Source organism: uncultured Roseibium sp. (assembly GCF_947494555.1).
In the GTDB taxonomy this organism is placed as follows: Bacteria; Pseudomonadota; Alphaproteobacteria; order Rhizobiales; family Stappiaceae; genus Roseibium.
Genome location: NZ_CANLVF010000008.1, coordinates 103,942 through 120,721 on the forward strand (window position 1 = coordinate 103,942; position 16,780 = coordinate 120,721).

Annotated in this window: 11 protein-coding genes; 4 read left to right on the forward strand and 7 right to left on the reverse strand. The window is 57.4% G+C overall.

What is annotated here, in order from left to right; all coding sequences use genetic code 11:
• Positions 1-2 precede the first annotated feature (2 nt).
• From Q0915_RS29640 to Q0915_RS29665, 6 genes are all read right to left on the reverse strand, one after another.
• Positions 3-869, reverse strand: coding sequence for a sugar ABC transporter permease (locus tag Q0915_RS29640; RefSeq protein ID WP_299483945.1), 867 nt, complete (start codon positions 867-869; stop codon positions 3-5).
• Entirely contained in the window at positions 866-1,957 is a 1,092-nt protein-coding gene (locus Q0915_RS29645; protein ID WP_299483946.1) for an ABC transporter ATP-binding protein, read from the reverse strand. Before Q0915_RS29645 ends, Q0915_RS29640 begins: the two co-directional genes overlap by 4 nt.
• A gap of 11 nt (positions 1,958-1,968) precedes the next feature.
• Positions 1,969-3,075 (reverse strand): ABC transporter ATP-binding protein, encoded by a 1,107-nt coding sequence (locus tag Q0915_RS29650; protein ID WP_299483947.1) that lies wholly within the window; start codon positions 3,073-3,075, stop codon positions 1,969-1,971.
• A gap of 84 nt (positions 3,076-3,159) precedes the next feature.
• On the reverse strand, positions 3,160-4,899 hold the full coding sequence (locus Q0915_RS29655) for an ABC transporter substrate-binding protein (RefSeq protein ID WP_299483948.1): 1,740 nt from the start codon (positions 4,897-4,899) through the stop codon (positions 3,160-3,162).
• Between the two features lie 442 nt (positions 4,900-5,341).
• Complete coding sequence (kynA, locus tag Q0915_RS29660) at positions 5,342-6,193, reverse strand: tryptophan 2,3-dioxygenase (protein ID WP_299483949.1); 852 nt, start codon at positions 6,191-6,193, stop codon at positions 5,342-5,344.
• A 135-nt stretch (positions 6,194-6,328) separates the two neighbouring features.
• Entirely contained in the window at positions 6,329-7,462 is a 1,134-nt protein-coding gene (locus tag Q0915_RS29665; RefSeq protein ID WP_299483950.1) for an ABC transporter substrate-binding protein, read from the reverse strand.
• Positions 7,463-7,746: 284 nt separating this feature from the next.
• On the opposite strand from Q0915_RS29665, the gene Q0915_RS29670 reads away from it, so the two are divergent.
• The 4 genes from Q0915_RS29670 to Q0915_RS29685 all read left to right on the forward strand — a co-directional run bounded on the left by Q0915_RS29670 (position 7,747) and on the right by Q0915_RS29685 (position 15,465).
• Positions 7,747-8,655, forward strand: a complete 909-nt coding sequence (locus Q0915_RS29670; protein ID WP_299483951.1) for a hypothetical protein — start codon at positions 7,747-7,749, stop codon at positions 8,653-8,655.
• A gap of 116 nt (positions 8,656-8,771) precedes the next feature.
• A complete protein-coding gene (locus Q0915_RS29675) occupies positions 8,772-12,104 on the forward strand; it encodes a transglutaminase family protein (RefSeq protein WP_299483952.1) in 3,333 nt (1,110 codons plus the stop codon).
• Positions 12,105-12,146: 42 nt separating this feature from the next.
• A complete protein-coding gene (locus Q0915_RS29680) occupies positions 12,147-14,552 on the forward strand; it encodes a circularly permuted type 2 ATP-grasp protein (protein ID WP_299483953.1) in 2,406 nt (801 codons plus the stop codon).
• Positions 14,553-14,589: 37 nt separating this feature from the next.
• Positions 14,590-15,465: a transglutaminase family protein gene (locus tag Q0915_RS29685; RefSeq protein ID WP_299483954.1), complete on the forward strand. Its 876-nt coding sequence runs from the start codon at positions 14,590-14,592 to the stop codon at positions 15,463-15,465.
• A 238-nt stretch (positions 15,466-15,703) separates the two neighbouring features.
• Here the strand turns inward: Q0915_RS29685 and ugpC are convergent, their stop codons facing one another.
• On the reverse strand, positions 15,704-16,762 hold the full coding sequence (gene ugpC, locus Q0915_RS29690; RefSeq protein ID WP_299483955.1) for a sn-glycerol-3-phosphate ABC transporter ATP-binding protein UgpC: 1,059 nt from the start codon (positions 16,760-16,762) through the stop codon (positions 15,704-15,706).
• Positions 16,763-16,780: the final 18 nt, after the last annotated feature.

Consider the following 16,780-nt stretch of genomic DNA (forward strand, 5'->3'; position numbering starts at 1 on the left):
CCTCAGGACTTGTTATCGTTCTTCGTCATCAGCGTGTAGAACAGCCAGGAGGCAAGCAACGTGATGGCGAAGTAAATGAGAGACATGGCGGCGGCCGGACCGAGGTCGAACTGTCCGAGAGCGATCTTCACCAGGTCGATGGAAAGCAGCGTGGTGGAGTTGCCCGGTCCGCCACCGGTCAGAACGAACGGTTCGGTATAGATGTTGAAGCTGTCCATGAACCGCAGCAGAATGGCGATGGTCAGCACTGTTTTCATCTTGGGCAACTGGATGAACCTGAACACGGCCCAATTCGACGCGCCGTCGATTTCCGCTGCCTGGTAGTAGGCGTTCGGGATCGAGACAAGGCCCGCATAGGCAAGCAGCACCACCAGCGACGTCCAGTGCCAGACGTCCATGACGATGATCGTCACCCATGCTGCGAACGGATCCTGAGTCATATCGTATGAGAGACCCAGAGTGTGGTTCATGAAGTAACCGAGAAGGCCGATATCCGGCAGTGTGAAAATGTTCCACATGGCACCGACGACGTTCCAGGGGATCAGCATCGGCAAAGCCATCGTGACAAGACAGAATGGCACCCACGGGCCTTTCTTCGGCATTGCCAGGGCAATAGCGATTCCGAGTGGAACCTCGATGATCAGGATTAGGAAAGTGAACAGAAACTGCCGGCCGAGCGCATTGTGAAATCGCTCCGACTTGAGAACCTGTGCGAACCAGTCCAGTCCCTGCCAGAAGAAGAGATTGTCACCAAAGGTTTCCTGCACGGAGTAGTTCACCACGGTCATCATCGGGATGAGCGCGTTAAACGCCACCAGCAAAAGAACGGGCGTGACAAACAGCCAGGCACGTTGATTTTGGGTCTTCATTGGACACCTTCCCCTGGCGTGCTTGCCAGCCAGCCGTCTTTGTAGAGCCGTGTCTGGGATTGCTTGAATTCAAGGTTCACCTGATCTCCGGCAGCGGGCGCTTCGCCCTCCAGGATCGCGTGGACACGTCTGTCGTTGGCAATCGCTTCAACGACTTTGTGGCGCCCGACATCGGCGACCTTGCGTACCGTCGCCGGAAGGCCGGCTCCGTTTCCGGAAATGGAGACGAATTCGGGCCGAATACCGATCTCCGCCTCGCCGGTGATCGGGCTCTCCAGCGGGCCCTCGAGACCGACTTGCTCGCCTGCGAAAAAAGCGCCGCCGTCTTTGACGTCGCATGGCAGGACATTCATGCCCGGAGAGCCGATGAAGTGACCGACAAAGGTATGCGCAGGGCGCTCGAACAACTCAACGGGTGTTCCGATCTGAACGATCTCGCCCTCCTGCATGACCACCACCTGATCTGCAAACGTAAGCGCTTCCGTCTGGTCGTGGGTCACATAGATCATCGTCGCCTTGACCCGTTGGTGGAGCTCCTTGAGCTTGGAACGAAGCTTCCACTTGAGATGAGGGTCGATCACTGTCAGCGGCTCGTCGAACATGACCACATTCACGTCCTGGCGGACCAGACCGCGGCCCATGGAAATCTTCTGTTTGTTATCCGGAGACAGGTTCGCCGCGCGAGTGGTCAGCATGTCGGTGACTTCCAGCATTTCCGCAATGGCGGTCACGCGCTGCTTGACGGTTTCCTCATCGCGACCGCGATTGCGCAACGGGAAGGCAAGATTGTCGTAGACCGTCATGGTGTCGTAGATGACGGGAAACTGGAACACCTGAGCAATATTGCGTTTTGCCGGAGGCAGATCGGTAACGTCCTGGTCATCGAACAGGATTTTACCCTCTGAAGGGACCAATAGCCCCGAGATGATATTCAGCAGTGTCGACTTTCCGCACCCGGATGGACCCAGCAAGGCATAGGCCCCGCCGTCATCCCAGGTCAGGTCGATTTTTTTCAGGGCGTAATCCGCATCATCCGACGGATTTGGATGATAACTGTGACGCAGGTTGGAGAGTTTGATTTGTGCCATGAGCTCTCTCCTCAAGCCACCAGTTGGCCGTCAGGCGCGAAGAAGAAACAATGGCTCGGATCCAGAAAGAAGCTATGGACTTCGCCGACGAGGTAGGGATGGACACCCGGAGACAGCGACACCCAGGAATGTCCGTGCAAATCAAAGTGAGCGCTGCTCTCCGAACCGCTCAACTCGGTAACCTGGACATGGCCGTCGAGGCGCACGGAATGCGCAGGCGTTTCGACAGGCATGACGTGGTTCGGCCGGATCGCGAGCGTATACGGACCGTCCTGCAGACTGGCGACCGTGTCGGATACCTGCCATCGGATGCCTTCTGTGAGAATGACCGTGTCGCCCTGCTTGGTGACCGGAGCGACATTGATCGGCGGATTTGAAAACACCTTTGCCGCATCCAGATCCTTCGGCTTGCGGTATATTTCGGAAGTAGGACCAAACTGCACCACATTGCCGTCGGTCATCAAAGCGGTTTGCCCGCCCAAAAGGAGTGCTTCTTCAGGTTCCGATGTGGCGTAGACGACCACGGCACCGCGCCCGGCGAACAGATCCGGCAACTGATCGCGCAGCTCCTCGCGCAGCTTGTAGTCGAGGTTTGCGAGCGGCTCGTCCAGAAAGACGGCGTCGCTCGTCTTCACGATCGCGCGCGCCAGGGCCGTACGCTGCTGCTGTCCACCGGAGAGTTCGTGCGGCTTCCTGCCAAGGTAAGGTTTCAGTTTCAGGAGATCCGCCGCCTCCTCCACCCTGCCCTCGATTTCGGACTTTGCGACACCGGAAACTTTCAGCGGTGACGCAATATTGTCGAACACCGACATATGCGGATAGTTGACGAAAAACTGGTGAACCAGACTGATGTTGCGCTTCTGTGCCGACAGTTTGGAGACATCCTTGCCGTTCAGAATGATCTGTCCGGAGGCAAGGCTGTCGAGGCCGGCCATGAGCTTGATCAGCGAGGTTTTTCCCGAACCTGTTTCTCCCAGGAGAACATTGAAGTGGCCGGCATGAAGCGTCAGGCTAGTGTCCTTGACGTGGGTAATACCCTGGACCTGCTTGCTGACGTTTTTGAGTTCAAGAGACATGTAATCTAGCCCGCGTCCGGACCGGGCATGCAGGCGAGGCATCCGCATCGCCGCCCGTCACCTTCGGATCGGTAATGGACCGGGGACAAGCCCCGGTCCGGCTTCAGATTTGGGACGTGCCCAACCTTAGTTTTGAGACCAGCGAGCGACGAGGTCGTCGTAGTTCACGGTCTGGCCCTCCGGCTTCTCGTTTTCGAGTTTCGCCTTGGGCGCGCCCGGCTTCTCGAGCCAGAAGGATGCGTCTTGCGGCTCGTTCAAACGCGGGCCGCATCCGCCGTAGACATTGGCGCGCTCGTCAGCCTGCTGCATGCGGGCCATAACGATGTCCATTTCTTCGGCAAGACGGTCCATGGCTTCCTGCGGCGTGAACGCACCGGAGTTCACATCACCGATCTGCTGCCACCAGATCTGGGCCAGCTTCGGATAATCCGGAACGTTGACGCCCGTCGGAGACCAGGCAACGCGGTCAGGCGAACGGTAGAATTCGACCAGACCGCCGAGTTTCGGAGCACGCTCCGTAAAGGACTCGTGGTTCACCGTGCTGTCGCGGATAAACGTCAGACCAACGTGGCTTTTCTTGGTGTCGACGGTCTTGGAGACAACGAACTGGGCATAGAGCCAGGCAGCCTTGGCGCGATCTTCAGGAGTTGACTTGAGGATCGTCCAGGAACCCACGTCCTGATAACCGACCTTCTGGCCTTCTTCCCAGTAAGGACCATGCGGGCTCGGAGCCATCCGCCACAGCGGCGTTCCTTCATCATCCACCGTGTTGTTGCCTTCCGACTTCGGCTTCACCATGTCGGCTGTAAACGCGGTGTACCAGAAGATCTGCTGGGCAACGTTACCCTGGCTGAGTGCCGGCAGGGACTGGTAGAAGTCGAAGCTGGCAGCACCCGGAGGCGCATAGTTGCGCAGCCATTCGTCCCATTTGCGGATCGCGTAGACAGCCGCCGGACCGTTGGCCGCACCGCCGCGCGATACGGACGCACCGACCGGGTTACAGGTGCCCGCTTCCATGCGGATGCCCCATTCGTCGACCGGGATGCCATTCGGCTCACCCTTGTCGCCCGCGCCGGCCATGGACAGCCACGCATCGGTCATGCGCCAGCCGAGATCCGGAGCGCGCTTGCCGTAGTCCATGTGACCGTAAATGGTGACGCCGTCGATTTCCTTGACGTCATTGGAGAAGAACTCCGCAATGTCTTCATAGGCCGACCAGTTGACCGGCACACCGAGATCGTAGCCGTACTTTTCCTTGAAAGCCGTCTTCAGGTCTTCCCTGTCAAACCAGTCCTTGCGGAACCAGTAGAGGTTCGCGAACTGCTGGTCAGGCAGCTGGTAGAGATCACCGTCGGGTCCTGTTGTGAACTGGGTGCCCATGAAATCGTCAAGGTCGAGCCCCGGGTTGGTAACGTCCTTGCCGTTTCCTCCCATCCAGTCGGTCAGATTGTAGGCCAGCTGGAGCCGGGAGTGCGTACCGATCAAGTCGGAATCGTTGACATAGGCATCATAGAGGTTCCGGCCGGTCTGCATCTGTGTCTGCACGGCTTGAACAACTTCACCTTCGCCAAGGATCTGGTGATTGACCTTGATGCCGGTGATTTCCTCAAAAGCTTTGGCAAGAACTTCCGACTCATAGGAGTGCGTCGGAATACCTTCGGACAGAACGTTGATCTCCATGCCGTCGAACGGTTGCGCCGCATTGATGAACCACTGCATCTCGGCAAGCTGCTCATCCTTGTTCAGCACGGACGGCTGGAACTCCTGATCGATCCACTTTTTCGCCGCTGCTTCGTCGGCAAAAGCGGACCCTGCTCCCGCAAGTACAGCACCGGCTGCAACTGCGGAGAGTAGATACTTACGCATCTGCAACTCCTCCCATGTGAGTATATAAGCCGTTTTATTCGGCTTCGAATACAAGGACACACCATTGCCATGATGTCAAACTAATTTTTTAGTAGGTTTATTTTCCGGTGCCGAAATTAATTAACTTATTGATTTAAAATGATTTTTTTGACCGTTCGGGCACGCAATTCCCGTAAGAAAAGTGCACAAAAACAGTGCCAGCAAACCTCACTGTGGCACAATTTTGGCATTTCACATAGCGCAAAATGTGGTTTCGGGTCTTTCGAATTAGCGCATGGATAGCTTCGGAAAAGTTCGTTTTGCAGCGCAAAACGAAAAATAGACAAAATATTGCGATGCAAAATCCGAACGCGTTGACCACACCGAGGGTGTGACAGCCGATCCCTGGGTGACAATCTCACCGGAAGACATTCTGCACGCGTTGAGCAGACGAGGCGCGCAATCAGAGCACGGTTCTGACGCGCCAGAGCTCGGGAAAGAGTTCGACTTCCAGCATGCGTTTCAGATAGGAGACGCCACCCGTCCCCCCGGTGCCGCGCTTAAATCCGATAACGCGCTCGACGGTCGTGACATGGTTGAACCGCCACCGGCGGAAATAATCTTCGAGGTCCACGAGCTTTTCGCCGACTTCATAAAGAGCCCAATGATTTGTGGGATCTTGATAAACGGCTTGCCAGAGATCCCTGATTTCGGTGATCTCGCGGTGGGGTGCTGACGCGGGCACGGACGTCGTCTCGAGTGAAACGTCAAAACCCTGACGACGCGCAAACTCCAGCACCACTTGATAAAGGCTCGGTTTTTCCAGCTCCGCCTCCAGAAGGGCAGTGCCGTTAGGATCGTGCTCGTGCGGCCTTGTCATGGCCAGATTTCGGTTTCCAAGCACGTATTCGATCAGCCGGTACTGCAGGGACTGGAACCCGGAGGACTGGCCAAGGGCATCCCGGAAACGCGTGTAGTCACTCGGCGTCATCGTGCGCAGCACGTCCCAGGCCGAATTGAGCTGTTCCATGATCCGGCTGACCCTGGCGAGCAGCTTCATGGCTTCCGGCAACTGGTCGTTGGCAATCGCGTCCCGGGCGGCGTGAAGCTCGTGCAGCATCAGCTTCATCCATAGCTCGGACGTCTGGTGCTGAATGATGAAAAGCAATTCGTCCGGCGCGTCGGACAACGCTTTTTGCGCGGACAGTATCTTTGAAAGTCCGAGGTAATCACCGTAAGACATCTTGTCGGAGAAGGTCATCTGCGCACCTTCTTTTTCCGGATTGTAGGCTTCGCCCGTTTCGTCTTTTTGCATGGTGCTCGTCTCCCGGCCGGCGTTTCGGTGCCGTCAGGTCTTCTATACAGGGCAAGGGGTGGAGATTGAACAGGCGGAATGTCAGCGTTCGATCAAAGCGCCTAAAACGAAGCTCGTTCTCTGGTGTGCCACGGATTAATCCGCCTGACCGCCAGGCTGGTGCTCCGGGCTCTTCGCGTCGCCTGCATCTGCAGCCTTCAGGATCGCAGCGGCGGAAAAATCGTAATTGCTCCTGCCGGTTCGGGTCTTGCAGAAACGGCTGAAATCAATTTTGCGCCAGTTTCCTTCGCCAAGATGCTCCAGATAATCATCGACATTTTCCGGCGTAATCGGCGACATCTTGAAGCGAACGTCGACGTAGACCTCACCTTTCGAGGTGCGGAAGAAATGATCCCGAAGCAAGACAATCGCCCAGGCACCGGCAAAGACGTCGCCGCCATGAGACATTGTCATCTCGTGGCGCTCAATGGCTTCCATGGCGCGTTTCGACCAGTTCAAACCAGCAAAGAGGACATCGCTCCCGGCCGTCAGCCCGCGTTCTGTCACGGCCTTGCGAGCCCCGAAGGCGATCGCGTCTGTTGCACCCCAGATCGCATCGACCTGCGTACGCGTCAAAACGTCTTTGGTTCTTGCAAAAGCGGTCTCTTCGTTCCAGTCCACAGGAATTGCGTGCAGGAGCTCAACGTCGGGATTTTCGGCGACAGCACGCTGCATGCCTGTTTCGCGCAGAAGCCCAGATGGCGTCGACGTGTCCCCCGTTAGAGCAAGCAGTCGGATTTTCTCCGCGCCGGCGCGCATGCCCCTCCTCTTGTTGATGAGAGAAAGCGCCATTTCGTAACCGGCATTTTCATTATCCGGCGCGATTGACGCAATAACCCGGCGCAGATCAATTCCGCGCGCCTCGAGGAGCGACCGCTGCGTTCGTGTGAGCGTGTTCAGCAGGAACAGAACCTTGCTTGACGTACCATCGAGCAGATGAAGCAGTCTGGCGGCCGACTGATATTCATTCACCAGGATGAAGTAGTCGGGAAGGTCCCCTTCCTCCAGGCGCTGCTTCAGCACCATTTCCATGCCGTAGGGCTGTCTGTCAGCGTTCAGGATTTCGAGATCAATATTCAGATCGTCTGCGGCTGCGGTCATTGTTCGGGAGACTTCACCCCAAAAACCGTCACTGCCGCCTGGGTTGATGAAGCTTACCCGAAAGTCTGCAGCTTGGACTGCCCCGGCAAAAAGCAGAATCACCACAAACAGAAAAGACCTTGGGATCATAACTTGCCTATTTCGCCACACGAACTTCACGCTTCGCAGCATCAGCGACGCTTTCCAGGACGGGCGCCGAGGAGCCTGATTAGGGCTCCATAGCTCCGAGCGTTCAAGTACCGACAGTAACATATGCACACATATCAATGACTTACCCAAGGGCACTTTCGGTGGAGAAGTGAGAACTCAAGCACTTGCAAGGTGCTCGATCAGCACCTTGATTTTGTTCATCTGCGAAAACTGAAGTATGATCGAGCCAACGAAAATCCCCGAATTCAAAACGGCGGAAGATCATGTGCAATTTTGGCCGACTGGGACTGGCGATATTCTGTTGTGTATTTTTCCTGTCATTCGATGCGAGAGCTTTCACGCAACTTGATGAAATAGTCACATTGAAGCCGCGGGGAGAAGCGGACAATCGATATCGCTATGTCGAGGAACTGCTGCGCAAGGTGCTGCAGAAAGCTGATATCCATGCGTCGGTCACACAAGCTGCATCGGACTATTCAAGAGATCGCCTGCTGCAAGAGCTAATTATCGGCGAGAATATTCAGGTCATCGCGGAAGCGCCGAAACCGGGTTGGGAAGAAAAACTCATCCCAATTCGCATTCCGCTGCGCAAGGGAATTCAGGGGTTCCGGCTTTTGCTGATCAACAGACAGGATCAGAAAGCGCTGGCCAAAGTCGAAAACCTGGATGACCTCATGGCGTTTCCAACCGGCTCCGGTTCCCAATGGTCCACGCGTGTTGTGATGGAAAGTGCAGGGTTCGAGGTCATTACTAGCGAGGATTACGAAACGCTTTTCAGGATGCTTCAGCTTCGGCGCTTTGTGACATTTGGACGTGGTGTCAACGAGGCATTTGAAGAGCAGGCGAGTTTTTCAGGACAAAACCCGGACCTGATCGTTGAGGAAACACTGTGCATCTACATTCCGCTTCCGACCTATTTTTTTGTAAGCCCCGCATATCCCGAACTGGCCGAAAAGATCGAAGCCGGTCTCATAGAAATGATTGAAGACGGCTCTTTCGACGAACATTTCCGCGCTTTTCATGAAGACGATCTCAAGCGCGCCAATCTGGGTTCCAGAAAGATATTTACGCTCACAAACCCTAATCTCAGCGAACACACGCCATTTGAGCAATCCGACTATTGGTTCGATCCTGCTTCCGTTGGTGCAGTCATGAGCGAAGACGGCAGCTGAAACAAATCCTTCACAAGTCATCTGCCCGGCCTCACGAAGAAACACGTGGTGCGGTGCGTCAAAGTGTGAAAATCTAGCCCCTGTTTTCTGAACCTTAAGCTGATCAGGGTCACCGAATGTCCATACGCGCAAGCATTTATCACCTGACCCATTACCGTTATGACAGACCGGTCACGCTCAGTCCGCAAATCATCCGGCTTCGTCCGGCGCCTCACAGCAGAACGCGTGTGCTGTCACATTCGCTGAAGGTCTCGCCCGGCGGACATTTCGTCAATCATCAGCAAGACCCTTATGGCAACTGGCTGGCGCGTTTCGTCTTTCCCGAACCGGTGCGTGAATTCAAGATCGAAGTGGATCTTGTCGCCGACATGAGCGTCTATAACCCGTTTGATTTCTTCATCGAGGAAACGGCAGAGGAGTGGCCGTTCGACTATCCGGAAGAACTGCGGGCGGACCTCGAGATCTACCGGCGCACCGAAACACCGGGGCCGCACCTTGCCGCATTCCTGGACGCCGTTCCGAGGGAAAAGGAGCGGACAATTGACTTTATCGTTGCCTTGAACAGCCGCGTCTCGAACGAAGTCGGCTACGTCATTCGCATGGAACCGGGTGTTCAAACGCCCGAAGAAACCTTTGAACGGGGCACGGGCAGTTGCCGCGATTCGAGCTGGCTGCTGGTTCAGGCCCTTCGGCATCTCGGCTTTGCCGCGCGATTTGTCTCCGGTTACCTCATTCAGTTGAAGCCTGACCTGGAAGCACTGGACGGACCATCGGGAACCGATCACGATTTCACTGACCTTCACGCATGGGCCGAAGTCTATCTTCCGGGCGCGGGATGGATCGGCCTCGACCCGACCTCAGGTCTCCTGACCGGCGAAAGCCACATCCCTCTGGCAGCAACCCCTCATTACACGAACGCGGCGCCGATCGTCGGCTTGGCGAGTGAGGCTGAGGTTGATTTTTCATTCGACATGCGGGTTTCAAGGATCGCGGAGCATCCGCGCATTACCAAGCCCTTTTCAGAAGAATCCTGGACGGCCCTGAACACTCTCGGCGACGACGTCGATCGCATCCTCGCGCAGGAAGACGTCCGGCTGACCATGGGCGGCGAACCCACCTTCGTTTCCATTGACGATTTTGAATCTGACGAATGGAACACGGATGCTGTCGGCCCGACGAAACGTGATCTGGCGGACAAGCTCATCCGCCGCCTCAAGCACCGTTTTGCGCCCGGCGGTTTTCTTCATTACGGCCAGGGCAAGTGGTATCCGGGCGAAACGTTGCCCCGCTGGACCTTTTCACTCTACTGGCGGCGGGACGAAAAACCGATCTGGCAGGATACGAACCTGATCGCCGAGGAAGGCACCGAGACCGGTGCAAACGCCGAGCAGGCCCAATCGCTGATGCGGCAAATAGCAACGCTTCTCGAGCTGGACCCGGAATATGTCGTGCCCGCCTATGAAGACCCCGCTGTCTGGATGGTCAAGGAGAGAAATCTCCCGGAAAATGTCACACCGGACAATTCCAAGCTTGAGGATGCCGAAGCACGGCACCGCATCGCACGGGTGTTCGACCGTGGACTTACAAATCCAGCCGGTTACATTTTGCCCGTTCAGCGCTGGCAGTCGAAGTCAACCGAAAGACGCTGGCGAACGGAACGCTGGAAGCTGCGCCGGGATGCGCTCTTTCTTGTCCCGGGCGACAGTCCGGCCGGCTATCGACTGCCGCTGGAGTCGCTTCCCTATGTAAGCCCCGCGCAGTATCCCTATACGAACATTGCCGATCCCTCGGTACCGCGTGATCCATTGCCGGAGTTCACCGTCGAACCGCGTACTGCGCCACAACAGAACATTGCGCGTTTCACAGCAAACGAACCGCAACAGGAGCGTCAGGAACAAGTTGCCCCGGACGGTGAATTGGGAGATGCGACGGTCAGGACCGCGCTTTCGGTCGAGCCGCGCGATGGCCGCCTGTGTATCTTCATGCCGCCGGTTGAACGGCTTGAGGACTATCTGGAACTGATTGCCACGGCCGAGGCGGCCGCCGCCGAATTGGAGCTGCCTGTCCATATAGAAGGATATCCGCCTCCGACCGACCCACGTATGAACGTGATCCGCGTGGCGCCGGATCCCGGTGTCATAGAAGTCAACATTCATCCTGCCACCAGTTGGAAGGAGTGTGTCGCAATCACCGAAAACGTCTATGAGGAAGCGCGGCAAACCCGTCTGGGGGCCGACAAGTTCATGATTGACGGCAAGCACACAGGCACTGGAGGCGGCAATCACGTGGTGGTTGGCGGAGGGACGCCGCTGGACAGTCCCTTCCTCAGGCGTCCCGATCTTCTGCGCAGCCTCATCCTGCATTGGCAACGGCACCCGAGCCTCTCCTATCTTTTTTCGGGATTGTTCATCGGCCCAACCTCGCAGGCACCCAGGGTGGACGAAGCCAGACATGACGGGCTCTATGAACTTGAGGTCGCGCTGTCTCAGATCCACCGGCCAAACGAGGGGCCGGCCCCGTTTCCGTGGCTTGTAGACAGGCTGTTGCGAAACATTCTCGTCGACGTAACGGGAAATACCCATCGCGCCGAAATCTGCATCGACAAGCTTTATTCGCCGGATGGTCCTACGGGCCGCCTCGGGCTGGTTGAATTCAGGGGTTTCGAGATGCCGCCGGACCCGCGGATGAGTCTTGCCCAGCAATTGCTGTTGCGAGCTCTGATCGCCCGGCTTTGGCAACATCCCCTATCAGGCAATCTGACGCGCTGGGGCACCACCCTTCATGATCGGTACATGCTGCCGCACCATATCTGGGTTGATTTCATGGAAGTGCTTCAGGATCTGCGGCACCACGGTTTTGCCATGCGTCCCGAGTGGTTTGAGGCACAATCCGAATTCAGGTTTCCGTTCTGCGGCGAGATCGAGGTTGACGGCGTCCATCTGGAACTGCGCCAGGCGCTCGAACCCTGGCATGTTCTCGGCGAGACCGGAGCGATCGGCGGAACCGCACGCTATACCGACAGCTCAACGGAGCGCCTTCAGGTGAAACTGACGACCGCGGATCCTGAGCGTTACAGTGTCACCTGCAATCGCCGGCTGCTTCCATTGCAGAAAACCGACACGAGCGGCGTTGCTGTTGCAGGCGTCCGATACAAGGCCTGGCAGCCTGCGATGGCACTTCATCCCGTTCACCCGGTAGACGCTCCACTCACCTTCGATATCTTCGACCGCTGGAGTGGCCGCGCACTCGGTGGCTGCGTTTATCACGTGGCCCATCCGGGCGGCCGCAGCTACGAGACGTTTCCCGTCAATGGCAACGAGGCGGAAGCCCGGCGGCTATCGCGTTTCGAATCGCACGGTCACACACCAGGTCTTTACGTCCCTCAAGCGGAGCAACCGCACCCGGAATTTCCGCTGACCTTGGACCTCAGGCGTCCTGCCGGTGTATAAGGCCTTCAACGCGTTGAAGAAGCCGGACTGGGAATGATGTGAATGAGCTTGGATGAAACAGCAAAGAGCGGCGACCTGGAATACGACTTGTTGAAGTCGTACCATCCTTTTCCGGGCGTTTCCGACGAACTGCTTGATCCCAGCGGCACTGTCCGGCCGGTCTGGAGACCGTTCCTTGATCACCTGTCCTCTTTGTCCGCTGAAGACATCGGCGACCGGTTCGCGCGCGGTAATCAGTATCTCAACGACGCGGGCGTTTACTTTCGCCAGTACGGGCAAGATGGTGCGCTGGAGCGTGAATGGCCGCTGAGCCATATTCCGGTGATTATCGGCGAGAGCGACTGGCAAACGATTGCCGAAGGGCTGGTTCAGCGCGCAGAACTTCTCGAAAAGGTTGTGGGCGATCTTTATGGCGAAAACCGGCTCGTCACCAATGGATATCTGCCCGCGAGCCTGATAGCCGAAAGTCCCGAATGGCAGCGGCCGCTTGTCGGCATCACGCCGCGTTCAGGGCATTTCCTCCATTTCCTGGCGTTTGAAATCGGCCGCGGACCGGACGGCACCTGGTGGGTATTGTCCGACAGGGCGCAAGCACCCTCAGGAGCCGGTTTTGCGCTTGAAAACCGCGTCGCGACAGGCCGTGTCTTCAACGAGTATTTTGCCAAGGCAAATGTGCACCGTCTTGCCGGGTTCTTCCGCAGGTTTCGGGATCAGGTTCTGGACTTGCGCGGCGAGCAGGACAGCCGCGTCTCGATCCTGACACCTGGCCCGTTGAACGATACCTACTTCGAACACGCCTACATCGCACGTTATCTCGGCTTCATGCTGCTCGAAGGCGAGGATCTGACGGTTGAGAACGGTCATCTGATGGTGCGCACCGTTGCCGGATTGAAACCGATCAGCGTTCTTTGGCGCCGTCTCGATTCTGCATGGACCGATCCCGTCGAATTGAACGAAGAATCGCATATCGGGACACCCGGCATAGTTCAGGCTGTGCGTGAAGGTAACGTGACGATGGTCAACGCACTCGGTACGGGCATTCTAGAAACCCGTGCCCTGCTCGCCTTCCTGCCACGCATTTGCGAACAACTTTTGGGAACACGGCTGAAGCTGCCCAACGTCGCGACGTGGTGGTGCGGTGAGGAATCCACCCGGTCCTATGTCAAAGAGCATGCGGCAGCCATGATGTTCAGTCCCGCGCTGTCGACCGCACTGCCTTTCACGTCCGGGCAAACCGACTTTATCGGAAAGGATTCAGACAGGTTTCACAAGGGCATCCTGGAGAACTGGATCGATACGGAAAAAGGTGGCCTCGTCGCCCAGGAAGCGGTCACGCTCTCCACCACGCCGGCTTACCATGACGGTTTGCTCGTCCCGCGCCCGATGAGCCTGCGCGTCTTCCTGGCGCGCACCCACGCAGGCTGGGAAGTCATGTCTGGCGGATTTGCCCGGATCGGCAAGGCGGAAAGCGCAAGCGCGATTGCAATGCAGGCAGGTGGATCGGCTGCCGATGTCTGGATCGTCGGCAAGCGCAAGCTGGCGATGGACACCCTGCTTCACCAAAGCGAATCGCCCTTCTTCAAATCGCAGTCAGGGGCACTTCCCTCACGGGCTGCGGACAATCTCTTCTGGCTCGGAAGATATGTCGAGCGGGCCGAAGGAGCAGTCCGCTTGCTGCGGGCCTATCATGCACGCTTGCTCGAAACCGCAGATCCGGAAGCGCCGCTGATCGCGCGTACAGCCGACTATCTTGAAGACATCGGGGTCGCTCCCGAGACGCCGATCCCGGACGGTCTGTGCGCCATGCTGCAGTCTGCCGTGAACAGTGCCGGCAAGGTTCGGGACCGTTTTTCCGTCGACGGCTGGCTTGCGCTCAACGACCTCGCCCAGACTGCCAACGGTGCGCGCCAGGTCATGAAGGACAACGCGGATGTGCCGCGGGCCATGAGCCTGTTGCTGCGCAAGATCACCGGGTTTTCGGGACTGGTCCACGAAAACATGTACCGCTTCACCGGCTGGCGTTTCCTGAGCATTGGACGCGCGCTGGAACGCGCGAACAGAATGGCCGATCTGCTGTCCGGTTTCACCGGGCCGGATGCTCCGGAAGGTGCCCTGGAATTGCTGCTCGAGGTCGGGGACAGCGCAATGTCCATGAGCAGGCGCTATGCCGTCTCCCTTTCGCATGCGACGGTTCTCGACCTGCTTGCGATGGACCCGAAGAACCCGCGTTCGGTCATGCATCAGCTTACCGACATGAAAGACCATATCAGTGTGCTTCCCGGCGCTTCGGAAAACGGGTACCTGTCAGATCTTGCCCGCGCGGTCCTGCAGGTCCACACGAGCCTTGCCGTTGCCACACCCGAAACCCTGACACCGGAATCACTCGGCGAATTGAGGGACCAGATCGCGTTCCTCTCGGTCGAGCTTTCCGATACATACATCCGATAGCCCGGGTTCCACCGGGCTGACAGTCTGCGAGTTCGCCGTGCTTTATGATGTGAGCCTGGAAATCACTTACGACTATGCGAGTTCCGCGTATTCGGGGCGTCACGCGTTGCGGCTGTTGCCTGCAACAATACCCGGTGAACAAAGGCTTCTGTCTTCAAGTATCCGGCTTTCACCGGGCCCGACGGAACGACGCGACCGGAAAGACTTTTTTGAAAATGCGGTCACGGACGTCATATATCGCAGGGCCCACAGCGAATTGACTTTCAGACTGGCCGCCAGGATCGACCGGACCGCAACGCCGGAGGAACTGGACATTTCACCGCCACTTCCGGTTTTGGCCCGGGAATTGGCAAACGTCCAGTCGCTTGAGCCGGACGAACCGGTTCATTTTCTGACGGCCTCTCCAAGGTTGCCGCTGGATCCCGCCTTCGCCGTCTATGCCCAGGAGCACGTCAATTCGGGAAGTACCGCGCTTTCGGCGGTCGAAACGATTGGAAAGGCGCTGCACGAAGACCTGGAATTTGATGCCGACGCCACGTCCGTCGATACGCCCGCGCTTGAGGCCTTCGAGCGCCGTCATGGTGTGTGCCAGGACTTTTCGCACATCATGATTGCCTGCTTGCGCAGTATTGGTATTCCGGCAGGCTACGTCAGCGGTTTCCTGCGCACGATCCCGCCCGAGGGACAACCGCGTCTTGAAGGCGCCGATGCCATGCATGCCTGGGTGCGTGCCTGGTGCGGAATTGAAGTTGGCTGGGTCGAATACGACCCGACCAACGCCCTTCGGGTCGGCCAGGATCATATTGTGGTCGCCAGGGGCCGGGACTACGGTGATGCGGCGCCCGTGAAAGGCGTGTTGCACACGGCGGGTACACAGACCACCGGTCACAAGGTGGATGTGATTCCAAGATAAGATCGGTCAGCGGATCGCCTAACCAGGTTCCGTAAATTTGTCCCGAATTGTCATCCCGGCTTGCCGTGCAAACGGCAAGACAGGGATCCAGCACCCCGTCGGGTCGAAGACAAAAATACAAAAGGTTACCGGTTTCCGGCATTCCGCTGCGCTTCAGCCGGAATGACAAGTCTATCGATAGGAGATCGCCTCACAAGGTCTGTTGCGAGGCAGACAGGACAGCAATCGTTGAGTCCCGTCAGCGTATGGCCTGATCCTCTCCGTCGAAGAAATGCATGCGCATTTCATCGAACTTCAGGCCAATTCTAGCGCCTTCCTCGATAGTCTCGCTGCCGCTTATCCTGACAAGGATGGTTTCCAGGCCGTCCAGAGCAACGTAGAGGAAAATGTCGGCTCCGAGATATTCGGCGACCTCAACGGTTCCACTGCAATGGCCTTCCCCTTCGGCAACGATCGTCATGTGCTCGGGGCGAATGCCGAGCTTGACCGGCTTCTGTGAAAGACCGGCGTGCGGATAATGACCCCCACCATGACCCTGGAGCGAGAACTGATCGCCGGAGACGGAACATGGCAGCACATTCATTTTCGGTGACCCGATAAACTGTGCAACGAAAAGGTTGTCCGGCCGCTCGTAAAGTTCGCGCGGCGAACCGACCTGTTCGATCCGGCCAGCCTGCAGAACCACGATCTTGTCCGCCAGCGTCATCGCTTCGACCTGATCGTGCGTGACGTAGATCATCGTGGTCCCGAGGCTCTTATGGAGGCGCGCGACCTCAAAGCGCATTTCGACCCTGAGCGCGGCATCGAGATTGGAAAGCGGTTCGTCAAACAGGAAGGCGCTCGGTTCGCGCACGATGGCGCGGCCGATGGCAACGCGCTGTCTTTGTCCACCCGACAACGCCTTTGGCCTGCGGTCAAGATAATCGTCGAGCTTGAGCACTTCGGCGGCTGCGTTGACCTTGCTTTCGATTTCAGGTTTCGGGATGCCCGCCGTTTTCAGGCCGAAGCCGACATTTTCCCTGACCGACATATGCGGATAAAGGGCGTAGGACTGAAACACCATCGACAGACCGCGCCCTGATGGCGGCAAAGCCGTGACGTCCTTGCTGTCGATCTCGATTGATCCCCGGCTGGTCTCTTCCAGACCTGAAATCAGCCGCAGCAACGTCGACTTTCCACAACCGGAAGGACCAACAAAAATGACGAACTCACCGTCCTGAATATCCAGGTCTATGCCCTTGATGACCTGAAGATCGCCGAACCATTTTTCGACCTTGTTGAGCTGAATCGCGCCCATGTCTGAAGTCCTCCGGCT

What these genes read in the sequence shown, in the direction of transcription:
- Q0915_RS29645 (WP_299483946.1), bottom strand. Translation starts at nt 1,957, where the DNA reads ATGGCACAAATCAAACTCTCCAACCTGCGTCACAGTTATCATCCAAAT.
- Q0915_RS29675 (WP_299483952.1), top strand. Translation starts at nt 8,772, where the DNA reads ATGTCCATACGCGCAAGCATTTATCACCTGACCCATTACCGTTATGAC.
- Q0915_RS29670 (WP_299483951.1), top strand. Translation starts at nt 7,747, where the DNA reads ATGTGCAATTTTGGCCGACTGGGACTGGCGATATTCTGTTGTGTATTT.
- Q0915_RS29640 (WP_299483945.1), bottom strand. Translation starts at nt 869, where the DNA reads ATGAAGACCCAAAATCAACGTGCCTGGCTGTTTGTCACGCCCGTTCTT.
- Q0915_RS29650 (WP_299483947.1), bottom strand. Translation starts at nt 3,075, where the DNA reads ATGCCTCGCCTGCATGCCCGGTCCGGACGCGGGCTAGATTACATGTCT.
- Q0915_RS29680 (WP_299483953.1), top strand. Translation starts at nt 12,147, where the DNA reads ATGAGCTTGGATGAAACAGCAAAGAGCGGCGACCTGGAATACGACTTG.
- Q0915_RS29655 (WP_299483948.1), bottom strand. Translation starts at nt 4,899, where the DNA reads ATGCGTAAGTATCTACTCTCCGCAGTTGCAGCCGGTGCTGTACTTGCG.
- Q0915_RS29665 (WP_299483950.1), bottom strand. Translation starts at nt 7,462, where the DNA reads ATGATCCCAAGGTCTTTTCTGTTTGTGGTGATTCTGCTTTTTGCCGGG.
- ugpC (WP_299483955.1), bottom strand. Translation starts at nt 16,762, where the DNA reads ATGGGCGCGATTCAGCTCAACAAGGTCGAAAAATGGTTCGGCGATCTT.
- kynA (WP_299483949.1), bottom strand. Translation starts at nt 6,193, where the DNA reads ATGCAAAAAGACGAAACGGGCGAAGCCTACAATCCGGAAAAAGAAGGT.